The organism is Paenibacillus humicus NBRC 102415 (genome assembly GCF_004000905.1).
Taxonomy (GTDB): Bacteria; Bacillota; Bacilli; order Paenibacillales; family Paenibacillaceae; genus Paenibacillus_O; species Paenibacillus_O humicus.
Window position 1 is genome coordinate 1 of record NZ_BIMD01000081.1, and the last position, 11,611, is coordinate 11,611.

11 protein-coding genes and 1 riboswitch are annotated in these 11,611 nt (G+C 61.4%); of the genes, 8 read left to right on the forward strand and 3 right to left on the reverse strand.

The window, feature by feature from the left end; genetic code table 11:
* The first annotated feature begins 108 nt into the window (after nt 1-108).
* The 3 genes from PHU01S_RS24820 to PHU01S_RS24830 all read left to right on the forward strand — a co-directional run bounded on the left by PHU01S_RS24820 (nt 109) and on the right by PHU01S_RS24830 (nt 6,480).
* A complete protein-coding gene (locus PHU01S_RS24820) occupies nt 109-4,056 on the forward strand; it encodes a hemoblobin-interacting domain-containing protein (RefSeq protein WP_127510395.1) in 3,948 nt (1,315 codons plus the stop codon).
* Between the two features lie 184 nt (nt 4,057-4,240).
* Nucleotides 4,241-5,068 carry a cupin domain-containing protein gene (locus PHU01S_RS24825; RefSeq protein ID WP_083436288.1) on the forward strand — a complete coding sequence of 276 codons (828 nt, stop codon included), beginning with the start codon at nt 4,241-4,243 and terminating at the stop codon, nt 5,066-5,068.
* 293 nt (nt 5,069-5,361) lie between these two features.
* On the forward strand, nt 5,362-6,480 hold the full coding sequence (locus PHU01S_RS24830; RefSeq protein WP_127510397.1) for a hypothetical protein: 1,119 nt from the start codon (nt 5,362-5,364) through the stop codon (nt 6,478-6,480).
* A gap of 45 nt (nt 6,481-6,525) precedes the next feature.
* On the opposite strand, the gene PHU01S_RS24835 is transcribed toward PHU01S_RS24830, so the two are convergent.
* Entirely contained in the window at nt 6,526-7,122 is a 597-nt protein-coding gene (locus PHU01S_RS24835) for a TetR/AcrR family transcriptional regulator (RefSeq protein ID WP_021880331.1), read from the reverse strand.
* Nucleotides 7,123-7,254: 132 nt separating this feature from the next.
* Here PHU01S_RS24835 and PHU01S_RS24840 point away from each other — a divergent pair, with 132 nt between their 5' ends.
* From PHU01S_RS24840 to PHU01S_RS24850, 3 genes are all read left to right on the forward strand, one after another.
* Entirely contained in the window at nt 7,255-7,764 is a 510-nt protein-coding gene (locus PHU01S_RS24840; RefSeq protein ID WP_232316997.1) for a hypothetical protein, read from the forward strand.
* A gap of 198 nt (nt 7,765-7,962) precedes the next feature.
* Nucleotides 7,963-8,826, forward strand: coding sequence for an RNA polymerase sigma factor (locus PHU01S_RS24845; protein WP_048745089.1), 864 nt, complete (start codon nt 7,963-7,965; stop codon nt 8,824-8,826).
* An 86-nt stretch (nt 8,827-8,912) separates the two neighbouring features.
* Nucleotides 8,913-9,344 (forward strand): VOC family protein, encoded by a 432-nt coding sequence (locus tag PHU01S_RS24850; protein WP_048745090.1) that lies wholly within the window; start codon nt 8,913-8,915, stop codon nt 9,342-9,344.
* A gap of 158 nt (nt 9,345-9,502) precedes the next feature.
* On the opposite strand, the gene PHU01S_RS24855 is transcribed toward PHU01S_RS24850, so the two are convergent.
* Nucleotides 9,503-9,817, reverse strand: a complete 315-nt coding sequence (locus PHU01S_RS24855) for a DMT family transporter (protein ID WP_048745091.1) — start codon at nt 9,815-9,817, stop codon at nt 9,503-9,505.
* A gap of 1 nt (nt 9,818) precedes the next feature.
* The gene (locus tag PHU01S_RS24860) at nt 9,819-10,163 is read right to left on the reverse strand and encodes a DMT family transporter (RefSeq protein ID WP_048745092.1); all 345 of its coding nucleotides are present in this window, start codon (nt 10,161-10,163) and stop codon (nt 9,819-9,821) included.
* 162 nt (nt 10,164-10,325) lie between these two features.
* Nucleotides 10,326-10,434: riboswitch (guanidine-I (ykkC/yxkD leader) on the reverse strand.
* A 247-nt stretch (nt 10,435-10,681) separates the two neighbouring features.
* Between PHU01S_RS24860 and PHU01S_RS24865 the strand changes: the two genes are divergently transcribed.
* Entirely contained in the window at nt 10,682-10,930 is a 249-nt protein-coding gene (locus tag PHU01S_RS24865) for a hypothetical protein (RefSeq protein ID WP_021880326.1), read from the forward strand.
* Complete coding sequence (locus PHU01S_RS24870) at nt 10,927-11,382, forward strand: hypothetical protein (protein ID WP_048745093.1); 456 nt, start codon at nt 10,927-10,929, stop codon at nt 11,380-11,382. Before PHU01S_RS24865 ends, PHU01S_RS24870 begins: the two co-directional genes overlap by 4 nt.
* Nucleotides 11,383-11,611: the final 229 nt, after the last annotated feature.

Here is an 11,611-nt window from a genome sequence, read left to right on the forward strand (position 1 = left end):
GCGCCAAGCGCGACGCCAAGCGCGACGCCAAGCGCGACGCCGACGCCAAGCGCGACACCGACGCCAAGCGCGACGCCGACGCCGGGAACGGAGCTCAAGGCTCCGCCTGTGCTGCAGCCGGACGGCGACGACAACACGGCCGGGCGCGCCATGGTGATTTCTTTTGAAGAGGACAGCCGGTGGAGAGCCGCCATTACCGCCGTGAGCGTGAACGGGACCTACTTGGATGCAGGAAGCTATCATGCGGATTCGCCAGGCATGCTGGAAATCGGCGCAGGAGCATTTCCGGGCAAAGGCGTATACACCGTGAACGTGGAAGCGAAGGGCTACCGGAGCGTCCAGGTCCGGCAGCAGGTCGGGGAGTGGATGCTGACCTGGTCGGACGAGTTCGATGGAAACGCCGCGCAGCCGGATACGAACGGAGTCGACCTGTCCAAGTGGGGATACCAGCTTGGGAACGGCTCGGATTACGGCGTTGCCGACTGGGGGAACAACGAGCAGCAGTTTTACCGCAAGGAGAACCTGAAGGTGGAGAACGGCAGCCTCGTCATTGAAGCGCGCAAGGAAAGCGTGAACGGCAAGCCGTATACTTCAGGCCGGATCTGGACATCCCCGACCTTCAGCCAAGCCTACGGCAAGTTCGAGGCCCGCATGAAGCTGCCGGCCGGCCAAGGGCTGTGGCCCGCCTTCTGGCTCATGCCGAAGGACAGCGTATACGGCACCTGGGCCGCCTCGGGAGAGATCGACATCATGGAGGCGCGCGGACGCTTATTGAACGAGGTCGGAGGCACGCTGCATTACGGAAAGCCTTCGCCGAACAACCGTTATACCGGCAAGACATACACCTTCCCGGAAGGGGAGGACATTACAGGCTTCCACACGTACGGCGTGGAGTGGGAGCCCGGCGAAATCCGCTGGTACGTGGACGGCAAGGTGTACCAGACCCAGAACCGCTGGGACAGCCAAGGAGCGGGGCAGCCGGACAAGTATGCCTTCCCGGCTCCGTTCGACCAGCCGTTCTATATTATTCTGAACATGGCGGTCGGCGGCAATTACGACGGCAACCGCCTGCCGGAGGATTCGGCGCTTCCGGCCCGCATGGAAGTCGATTATGTCCGCGCCTACGAAATCGACGGACGGCCTTATCGCACCCCGCAGGAGCCGGTGGCCGAGCGCGAGCCTGTGCCGGCGGACGCCAAGCTCCCGGTGAACGGCAGCTGGATCTACGACGAGACGTTCGAGCATGGCCTGAAGGACATCGCGGCATCGGGGACGGCGCTTGATCCTCTGTACTGGAACTTCCTGCATACGCCGGACTACGGCGGAGCGGGCAGCGCTTCGATCGAGACGGTGGACGGCAGGAAAATGGCGAAGATCGCCATTTCCTCCGGAGGCGTGCAGAACTACGCCCTGCAGCTGATCCAGTACGCGACCTTGGTCAAAGGGCATGCCTACAAGCTCAGCTTCGACGCCAAGGCGGCGGCGGACCGGACGATCGCCGTGAAAATGGGCGGAGACGAGGACAATGGCTGGGCTGTCTACACGGACCAGTTCTCGCCCGCACTCGGAACGAGCCTGCAGCATTACGAGTACCGCTTCCTTATGAACGGCGATACGGATTCGACCGCCAGGCTGGAGTTCAATGCCGGCTTGAACGCGAGCGCGGTATGGATCGGAGGCGTCAAGCTGGAGGAAATCGACAGCGTCGCCGACCCTTCCGCCGCCAAGGAACCTCTGGCGGACGGCAACCACGTCTACAACGGAGGCTTCGATCTCGGCACGATGGACCGGCTCGGCTATTGGACCGCCGCTCCTGCCGGCTCCGTCTCGGTTGACGCCGCAGCGCGCGAGGCGAGAATGCATGGATCCGAAGGGAAGCCGGTATCGCTGGAGCAGAGCGGCCTCAATCTGCTGCAGTCCGACGATTACGAGCTGACTTTCCTCGCCCGCGCTTCTGCCGCGGGACGCTCCTTGACGGCATCGATAGGCAGCGGCGACGGCTCCGCCGTCTTCGGCTCGCAGGCATTCGAGCTCGGCAGCGGAATGGGCGCCTACAAGCTTGCCTTCACGATGCCGGCAGGAGTTACGGATGCGCACGGCAAGCTCCGCTTCCTGGCGGAAGCCGGCCAGGGCGACATCCTGCTGGATTCGGTGCGTCTGGTGCGAACCTCCAACCGCAACGTCGATTACAGCGGCGTAGATCTGTTCCCGCTGAAGAACGGCGGCTTCGACGCCGGCTTTGACGCTTGGGAGCCGTTCCAGCAAGGGGCGCAGGCTTCCTTCGCCATCGATCATGGAGCGGCCCGAATCGATATCGCGAATGCCGGTCAGGAGGCCTGGAACGTCATGCTCAACCAGGGCGGCATGAACTTCTCGAAAGGTCTGACTTACCGTCTCGAGTTCGACGCCCGCGCAAGCGAGGCGCGCGGCATTCTGGCGACGCTGGAGAATGGAGCCTATACGCGGCGCTTCGATTCCGGCACGCTGCCTCTTTCGACGGAGTGGCAGCATTTCAGCTATGACGTGAAGATTTCGGAGAAGGAAAGCCTGGCGTTGAAATTCCAGCTCGGCAAGCTGCCGGGAACGCCGGCGGGCTCTCATCAGGTATGGATCGACAATGTCGTGCTGGAGGTCGCGAATGCTCCGGTCAAGCGGCCGCCGCTGCTCATCGCAGACCAGACCGGCAATACGGCCGGTGCCTTGCTGGAGCTGACCTTCGCCGACGATGCGGCTTGGCGGGCTGCGGTTGCGGGCGTGGCCGTGAACAACCGCTTGCTGGAAGCCGGTCTGTACGAGCTGCTGCCTGGCGTCCTGAAGCTGCTGCCGGGAGCGGTAACCGAAGGCGGGACGGCGGCTGTGACCGTCAAGGCGGCCGGTTATGGAGATGCGGCCGTACAGCAGCCGGTCAAGGAAGCGGACGGCAATCTGCTGGCCAACGGATCGTTCAGCGCGAAGGATGCGGGCTGGATCTACTGGAAGGGAGACGGCGGGAATTCCGAGTTCTCCATCCAGCAGGGAACTGCCCAAGCGGTCATTCTGAACAACGGCGGCATCCATCCCCAATGGAACGTTCCTGTCAGCTGGTCGGCCCAGCTCATTCAGGAGAATTTGCAGCTCAAGGCCGGCCGAAGCTATGAGCTGAGCTTCCGGGCTTGGGCCGATGCGGACCGTCCGATCGCGGTGGAATGGGATCCGGGCAAAACGTTGACGCCGTCCGTATTCCGGATCACCGGCGACGACCAGGCCGTCTACCGGACGGTAATCAAGCCCGGGGCGGATATCGCGACCCCGCTGAAATTCCTGCTCGGCAATGTCATCGACGGCGACGCCGCGACCCCGTCCAGCCCCCACACAGTATGGCTGGACGACATCGCGGTGCGGGAAATCGCCGCCGCTCCCGCTTTTTCCATCCAGGGCAGCAGCCTTGCCGGTCAAGCGGTGACGCTGGCTTTCGCCGATGATCCGGCTTGGAGGCAGGCGGTTTCCGCCCTCGCGGTGAACGGCGCGCCTGTTCCGGCGGACGCCTGGACACTGGAGGCGGGCAAGCTGACGCTGGCGGCCTCGCTCTTCCCTCAGGCCGGAGCGTACCGGCTGACGGTCGAAGCGGCGGGGCATGCTCCGGCGGGAATCGTCATCCAGGCGGCTTCATCGGCTCCGAATGTCGCCGCAGGCAAGCCGGCATCGGCATCCTCCGCCAAGCAGGCCGCGGCGAACGCCGTGGACGGGGATTCCGGCACCCGCTGGGAGTCGGACTCCGCGGATCCCCAGTGGATCGCCGTCGACCTCGGCGGCTTGTACCGGCTGGACGAGGCTGTCCTGCACTGGGAAGGAGCCTTCGCGAAAAGCTACCGCATCCAAGTCTCCTCGGCCGAATCGCCGGGCGACGGAGACTGGACGGTTGCATATGCCCAGCCGGCCGGAAACGGAGGGGTCGAGAGGATTGCCCTGAACGGCATCCAGGCCCGCCATGTCCGCGTGTACGGCCTGCTTCGCGGCACGCAGTACGGCTACTCGCTATGGGAGCTCGAAGTGTTCGGCAATTCGGCTTCCTCATGAAAAGGAAAGGTCGGCGCAGCGCGGAATCCGCGGCATGCGCCGGCTTTTTTTCTTGTCTGTCCCCGTGTGTGTCCAGCGGCAGCGCCGCCTGCTCCTCCCATAGGTTTTAGTCATGATGGAAAGACGGCGTCCATATGTTCTACTAGCACGGCTTCAAGACATCCGGACAGAAGGGAAGATGAGCATGGCCATTTCCTACATGGACTACACCTCGCCCGATCTGCAGTTTTTCTTCGACGTGAATAAAAGCAACGCGTTTTTCACCAACAGCAAAAACTACATCAACATTCTCGGCTACAAGCAGCTGAATACGCTCGGCAACGCCTCTATCCTCGATATTTTCATGAGCAAGGGCCATTATGTCGAGCCGCACTATCATCAGAACGCGACCGAGCTGGTCTACTGCGTCTCCGGCAAGATTGCCGTCTCGTTCATCAATCCGTTCACGAACAAGCTGTACAACATTCCGATCACTCCCGGCCAGGTGGCCAACGTGCCTCAGGGATGGTGGCACTACGAGCAGGCGACAGAGGACAACACCCATGTCGTCGCGATCTTCGACGCCCCGATGCCGGAGGTGATTCTGGGCTCGGACATCCTGCGGCTGACTCCGCCGAAAGTATTCGCGGATACGTATTGCCTCGACGAAGCCAAGTGGAAGGAAGCCGTGGCGCCGATTACGAAAACGGTCGGCATCGGACCGCTCGACAGCTGCGGCAAAACCCGCGCCGACGGCGGCTTCGAGGCTCCATATGCGGATGAGCCGGAGCAGAACCCTTATCAAGGCTACGGCTCGCCGCCGATATCGGAGCCTTACCGGGCGCAGGCCGCTGCTTATGCCCAGCAGCAGCCGTACGTTTACCGGACGCCGCCGTTTCCTTATGCGCCTTATCCGGCTTCTCCTTACCAGGCCGGCCCTTATCAGGGAGGCGGCTATCCGCAGGCGCATCAGCCTCTTGGCCAGCCGTATCCCTCGTTTCCCTACGCTCCTTACGGGTACCGGCAGCTCTGAAGCTTCTGAATCCCTTGCGGTGCAGGCAGCCCGAACCGCTTGAATCCCTTGCGCTATAGGCATCCCTGAAACGCGCAGGGACGTTCCATAAGCGGCTCAAGTTCTCTGCATGCCCAGGCATCTTCGGCAGCTGCCAGTGGGCAGAGCCTCTTTAGCTCCTGAGCCCTGCGGCTCAGGAGCTTTTTTAGTGCAGACCGGTTCAAGCCGATCTGATAGACTGGTAAATATTAGGCGGTGGAGGCGGTCTTTTGGGCAAGGAAGGAACAGGAAGAGGAAAAGGAAAAGAAGGAGGAATGGGCAGAGCCAGCCTTATCCGGCTCCGGCTGGCTATCCTGCCGGTGCTTGCTCTGCTGGCCGTCATGTCAGGTCCTTGCGGGACGGCGCTCGCCAACGGCGGGCCGGTCTACGAGCCGGCGGAAGGCTTCGGACCGATGCGGCTGGAGCATTCGGAGAGCCTGCTGCTCATCCGGGAAAAGGTTTCCTACTTCATCCCGGATGACGCTACGGTTCGCTACGGTCCATTTCCGGAGGTGACGGTCGACTACGAGCTGCATAACGGCGGCAAGGATCCGCAGCAGGTCGAGGTTCTGTTCCTGTACCCGGACGGGGACGAAATGGAAGGGCTGCGCGTGACGGAGAACGGGGAAGCTCAAGTTCCCGTCACGCCGGCATCGGAAGATTCGCTTAAAGGCTTGATCGGGCGGCCGACGATCAGGCCGACGATCATGGAGCCGTTCTCCGGCATGCCTCTTGTGACCCGCTCAAGCAATCATGGGGTCGGCGGCGGCCGCTTTCCGCTGGAATTCCGGGCCGGCGAAACGAAGCGAATCCTCATTTCCTACCGGGACCCGGGAGGCTGGGAGGAATCGGCTGTCGTCAACCGGGTCGGGTCCCATCTGTATTACTTGTCTCCGGCCTCCTATTGGGCCGGCAAGCCGAAGGTCGAGCTGGAGGTCCGGCTTGCGGACCGCAGCTCGCGGCTCAGCTCCAATATCCCCATGAACAAAGAAGGCCCTGGCTTGTACCGGGCCTTCCTGAGCGAGCTTCCGGAGGAGGAGTGGGTGTTCTCGCATGCTTCCGGACATCGGCTGCTGCTTCCGCTTAACCGCCAGCCGGAATACAACCGGCTTGTCCTCCTGATTGCGGGCATAGGGGGCAGTCTGACCGCCCTGCTGGCCGCCAGGCTGCGGCGGCTGTGGATCGCCTGGCTCGGAGCCGTCTTTTGGACCGCTCTCGTCATCGGGTCGATCGCCGATATGGGCGGTTATCCGTTCCAACTCATTCTGATCCCGTCTGTGTACGGGGCCAATGCGGCGTTCCAGCTTGCCGTCGCGATTGCGGCAGGAAGACGGATAAGAAGGCGCAGGAGCAGGGGGAGGATACCGCTTGATCCGGACGGACCGACAGCTTGAATGCGCCGATTGGGCTTGGCCGCAGGCGGTCCGGGCTCAGACCGGTCAAGATGGCCGCAGGCGGTCCAGATGCAGACCGATCAGCTCGAGCAGCGCGGCAGGATCGGCGCTCTCCGGTGCCAGCAGCGAGTGGATGGCCAAGCCGTCCACCAGCGCGTGAAAGCGGCGGGCTTCGAGCTCGGCTTCCGGAGACAGGACGGCTGCCGGGTTTTCTCCGAGCCAGTACGCGGTCATCTTGCGGAAGCCTTGCAGCAGCTCGTCATGAACTTCCCGGAAGAGAGCCAGCAGCTCGGGATCGGCCAGGCTTTTGGCGGACAAGGCGAGCCAGACCTCGCCCTCCAAGCGGCGATCCTCGTCCAGAGGCAGCAGCTGGGAGGAGAGCAGCAGAATATCCTGCCGCAGTTCGCCGCTCAGCGCAAGGGAGGCCATCCTTTCATTGACCCGTTCGGATACGAGGCGCATGGAGAAGGCGATAAGCTCGGATTGGGTAGAGAAATAATGCCGCAGGGAACCGAGCGACATGCCGGCGGCGTCCGCGACGTTGCGCACCGAGGCGTTCTCGATGCCGCCCTCGCGGATAACCTGCCAGCAAGCCTCGGCGAGCTTCCTGCGGCGCTCGGAATGATCGACTTGTTTGGGCATGCCTCATTCTAGCATGGTTGTTTTTTGTAATACAACTGTGCTATTATGCATACTATGTAATAATACAACTGTATTATAAAAAGGGGTGTTCTTCTGGTCGCGTTCATCATCGCCTGCGAAATCGCCTTCTGGGTGTTCGTTGCCGCCGGTCTGGCCTGCCGATATCTGCTGCGGCGAAAAAGGCTGGGAGCCGCGCTGCTGATCGCCACGCCGCTGATCGACGTGCTGCTGCTGGCGGCGGCGCTGTGGGATATCCGCTCCGGAGCAGCCGCCACAGCCGCTCATGGCATCGCGGCCATCTACATCGGCGCTTCCATCGCCTTCGGCCATTCCATGATCGCTTGGGCCGACGCCCAATTTCATCACCGGTTCTCAGGAGGACCTGCTCCCGCCAAGCCTCCTAAGCATGGCACGGCCCACGCTGCCCGTGAGCGCAAGGGATGGCTTCGGCATCTTCTCGCTTACGCGATAGGGGGAGCGATCCTGCTTGGCATGACGGCTTTAGCCGGGGATGCCGCGGAGACTGACGCTCTGATCAAGGTGCTCCGGACGTGGACTCTCGTGCTGGCGATCGATTTCGCCATCAGCTTCAGCTATACGCTTTGGCCCCGCAAGCCCAAGGCGCAGACCAAGGCTTCCTGATGCGGCATCGGCCGCTTCGGGGGCTTTTTTTCGTTGGAGAGGCAAGAAAGAGGCGCAGACGCATGAAAGGAGAGCCGCACGCGCGGCGCGATGATCGTTGCTCCTTGCGCGGATCGTCATTCCCAGCGGCGCGCCGACGGGCTATAATGGATTTTATATTCCTTATTTATCCAATCGTCTGGGGAGGAGGAAGGAGCATTGGAGGAGACTGGAGTCCGGCCCGGTCTGGAGGCGTACATCCCCGGCCTAAGGCGGCGCTGCCTGCGGCTGGCGGGAGCGGGATGGGATGCCCAGGATCTGGAGCAGGAGGTGCTGGCCAAGCTGCACCGGCTGCAGCTGCGCGAGCCGGAGAGGCGCCTCACGCAGGCTTATGTGAACCGGATGGCGGCAAATGCCTGGATCGACATCTGCCGCAGCAGGAGCAGCCGAGGGGAACAAGCCGGCGTCGAATACGAGGAGGAGCTGCATGCTCCGCGCGCATCGGGAGGGCCCGACGAGGCGCTGCGCATCCGCATGCTGCTGGAGCAGCTCTCCGGCCGCCTGAATCCGAGGCAGATGGCAATGATTCTGCTCATGGACGTCTTCCGCTTCACGGCGGACGAGACTTCCCGCCTGCTCCGCCTGACGCCGGGGGCTGTCAGGGAAGGGCATAGGCGGGCGCGTCAGCGGCTGCAGGCGCTTGCCCGGGAGGAGCAGGCAGTGCAGGAGCAGGCAGTGCAGCAGCAGGCAGCGCAGGAGCAGGCAGTGCAGCAGCAGGCAGCGCAGGAGCAGGCAGCGCAGGAGCAGGCAGCGCAGGAGCAGGCAGTGCAGGAGCAGGCAGTGCAGGAGAGGGGCGGACCAACCAGGCGCCGGAAATCCGTGGAACCTTTGCCGCCGCGCATTTTCGAGCGGTTTTTGGATGCTTTCCGGCGAGGAGATGCCGAAGGCATATGTAGCGCCTATTTGTCCATAGCCTCCCATGGCGTGCAGGTGGACAAGGTCGAAGCCGGCGGACGGCGGATTTCCTTCGCGTTCCGAGATCCCAGCGGGCATCTCATTCAATTGGTTCAGGATTTGGATTGAAAACCTGTGTATTTTCGAAGCAGGCTTCCGTTATAGAGGATGAGAGCGCTCAACTATCCTATAAGATCCGAGGAGTGGATTCCAACATGCCCGTCAAAAACTATGCCGTCATCCAGCTGCCTGTCAGCAATCTGGAAGCATCGATTCATTGGTATCATGACGTTCTGGACATTCCGTTCACCTTCCCGTTCACGCCGGGCGATACCGAAGCCTGGCTCAACGTAGGCGGAATCGGCCTCGGCCTCGTCAGCAGTCCGAACGTGCCCAAGCTGGAGTTCACGAACATGCACGGCGTCGTGCAGCCGATCATCTCCCTGCAGGTCGACGATATTCATCAAGTCCATTCGAAGCTGCGCGAGCAAGGCGTGGAAGTGGGAGAGATGTCGTACAAGCAGGGAGGAGGCTACAGCTTTATCCTCCGCGACCCCGACGGCCATGTTTCCAATCTATGGGGGGGCTGGCCGAAGGAAGGCGACGAGACTCCTTCCGATGCTGAAGGAGAAGCGGCAAAAGCTTAGCCGCCGGGCTGGCGAGCCGCTGAGACGGCTCGGATGCTTGAAGAAAGCGAAGAGGAGGCTCCGATGGGGAGCCTCCTCTTTGGCATTCAGGCTTCAGGCGGGACAGCCCTCCGATGAAGGCGACAAAACCTTTAAAGCACTTGCTTGCTTTGCTCTGCCTATCCCGCCGCCTTCAGCCCGACAGCCGCTCCGAGCACGAGCACGATGAACAGGATGCGCAGCGGGTTTTTCGACTCGCCGTAGAACAGCATGCCTACCAGCGCTCCGCCGGATGCGCCGATGCCGGTCCAGACCGCATAAGCGGTCCCCATCGGAATCGAACGCATGGCGAGGGACAGCAGTGAGAAGCTCAGAGCGAAGCCGGCGGCCAGCAGCAGCAGGGAGACGAAGTCGCGGCGGCGGGTCAGCCGGTTCATCATGGCGACGCCGAAGATTTCGCATAGCCCGGCTCCGATCAGATACACCCATGCCATCTCAATGCACCTCCCCGGATGCCGGTTCCTTGTCGTGGCTGACCAGCTTCAGCCCGATGACGCCGACGAGCAGCACGCCGATCAGGATCAGCTTGAGTACCTTGGCGGGCTCGCCGAACAAAATCATATCCGCGAGCACGGTTCCGGCTGTGCCGAGGCCGACAAAGACGGCGTATACGGTGCCGACCGGGAGCGTGCGGCTCGCGCTGATAAGCGCATAAAAGCTCACGAGGATGCAGACGGCGGTCGCGATCCATTCCCAGGCCGTGTCGGCATGCTTGAGTCCGATGACCCAGCCCACCTCGAAGAAGGAGGCGCCGATGATTTTAAGCCAGTTCGCATTCATGATGAAAACCCCTTTCGAGCTGCAGGACTTGTTGCCCGGACGGATAGGAAGCTGTATTCCAGTATGCCCCAATAACAGGTAGGAAGCTGTATTCCAGTATGCCCCAATAACAGGACTGAGCATAAATAAAGCCCGGAAGACAAACCGCTTGGAAAGCGGCTTATCTCCCGGGCTTTTGTCCCTCCGTGTGAATGCGGATCCGTGCTCCGCATCGTTCCCTCTCGGACCAGACCGGCTGGACTTCAGCCGCGGAACCCTAGGCAACCTGAACTGCGCTATGGAATTCAGGCCATTATATCAACAAGCGGCAGGGGAGGCAAGCGCGTTTTTGGCTGGAACTTTTTTGCAGGAGGAGACGTCTTACGGTTGGACGGTCCGGGATAGAACGGACGTTATGATGGTGGGGCCGGATGAGTCGTGATAGAGGATGGTCATGGGGAAAGCAGCGGCTTCATGCGATTGATGATCGTGAAAAGGAAGGCGCTGCAAGGATATAAGCGAGCAGGGGAGAGGACCGAATGACCGACATCGCCAAACGAATCCATAAGGTTCAGGCCATTTTCCTCCTGTTGTCTATCGGTGCTCTGTTGCTCTGTGCTGGCATGTGGAGATACGGGGTTGTCCATCAGGAGGCCGGAGAAATGGATGAGGCGGCGAGATTGTCCATATTCGGGGCGCTCGGCACGTTGTTTTTCGGCGGCAGCTCGGCGGGAATCGGAATCCTATGGCTGGCCGGGACAATAATCGGTAGGGGGGATTCAGCATGAAGGGAACGACAGTTGTTCGCTATCTCTTGCTGTACGGCATTTTCATTGCCTTGTTTCTGGGGGCCTTGCTTGGCGTGGAGCGGATTGAAGGGTATAAAATTACAACGACCGAATATTACGGGATGATGAATATAGGCGGCATCTATATCGCCATGATGTTTATTCTGACGGCAGCCGTTTATCCTGTCCTGGCGCTTCCGGTTACAGTAGCCGCGAACCGCTGGCTGCGACATCCTGCGCTGCAAGCCGTGCTTTTCACAGGTCTGTCTTTGTGGGCCGGCCTGTATCATTACAACAGCTACGGGGATTATTTCATCGAAGGCTATGGGCTTGCTCCATGGAGCTCGATAGGGATCTTCGCGGCAGCGGGCTTGCTGTATACGGCGGCCAATATCGTTCTTGGCAGGCTGGCGGATCGAGCGGAAGAATCGGCCTCGATCCGTCGGCCGTGATTGCGCTTCTGTCGCTGCATGGGAAGTCTTGGCATTATCCAGGGACAAACCATGTCAAACTCGGAAACAGGAGCCGGTAAATCGGGGACGAGCCCGGTCATTCGGAAGCAGGAGCCTGTAAATCGGGTACGAGCACGTTCATTCGGAGGCAAGAGCCGGTAAACCTGGGGCAAGCCCGGTCATTCGGAGGCAAGAGCCTGTAAACCTGGGGCAAGCCCGGTCATTCGGA

Coding starts and splice junctions, on each gene's coding strand:
- PHU01S_RS24825 (WP_083436288.1), top strand. CDS start 4,241: ATGGCCATTTCCTACATGGACTACACCTCGCCCGATCTGCAGTTTTTC.
- PHU01S_RS24830 (WP_127510397.1), top strand. CDS start 5,362: ATGGGCAGAGCCAGCCTTATCCGGCTCCGGCTGGCTATCCTGCCGGTG.
- PHU01S_RS24835 (WP_021880331.1), bottom strand. CDS start 7,122: ATGCCCAAACAAGTCGATCATTCCGAGCGCCGCAGGAAGCTCGCCGAG.
- PHU01S_RS24850 (WP_048745090.1), top strand. CDS start 8,913: ATGCCCGTCAAAAACTATGCCGTCATCCAGCTGCCTGTCAGCAATCTG.
- PHU01S_RS24855 (WP_048745091.1), bottom strand. CDS start 9,817: ATGGCATGGGTGTATCTGATCGGAGCCGGGCTATGCGAAATCTTCGGC.
- PHU01S_RS24860 (WP_048745092.1), bottom strand. CDS start 10,163: ATGAATGCGAACTGGCTTAAAATCATCGGCGCCTCCTTCTTCGAGGTG.
- PHU01S_RS24865 (WP_021880326.1), top strand. CDS start 10,682: ATGACCGACATCGCCAAACGAATCCATAAGGTTCAGGCCATTTTCCTC.
- PHU01S_RS24870 (WP_048745093.1), top strand. CDS start 10,927: ATGAAGGGAACGACAGTTGTTCGCTATCTCTTGCTGTACGGCATTTTC.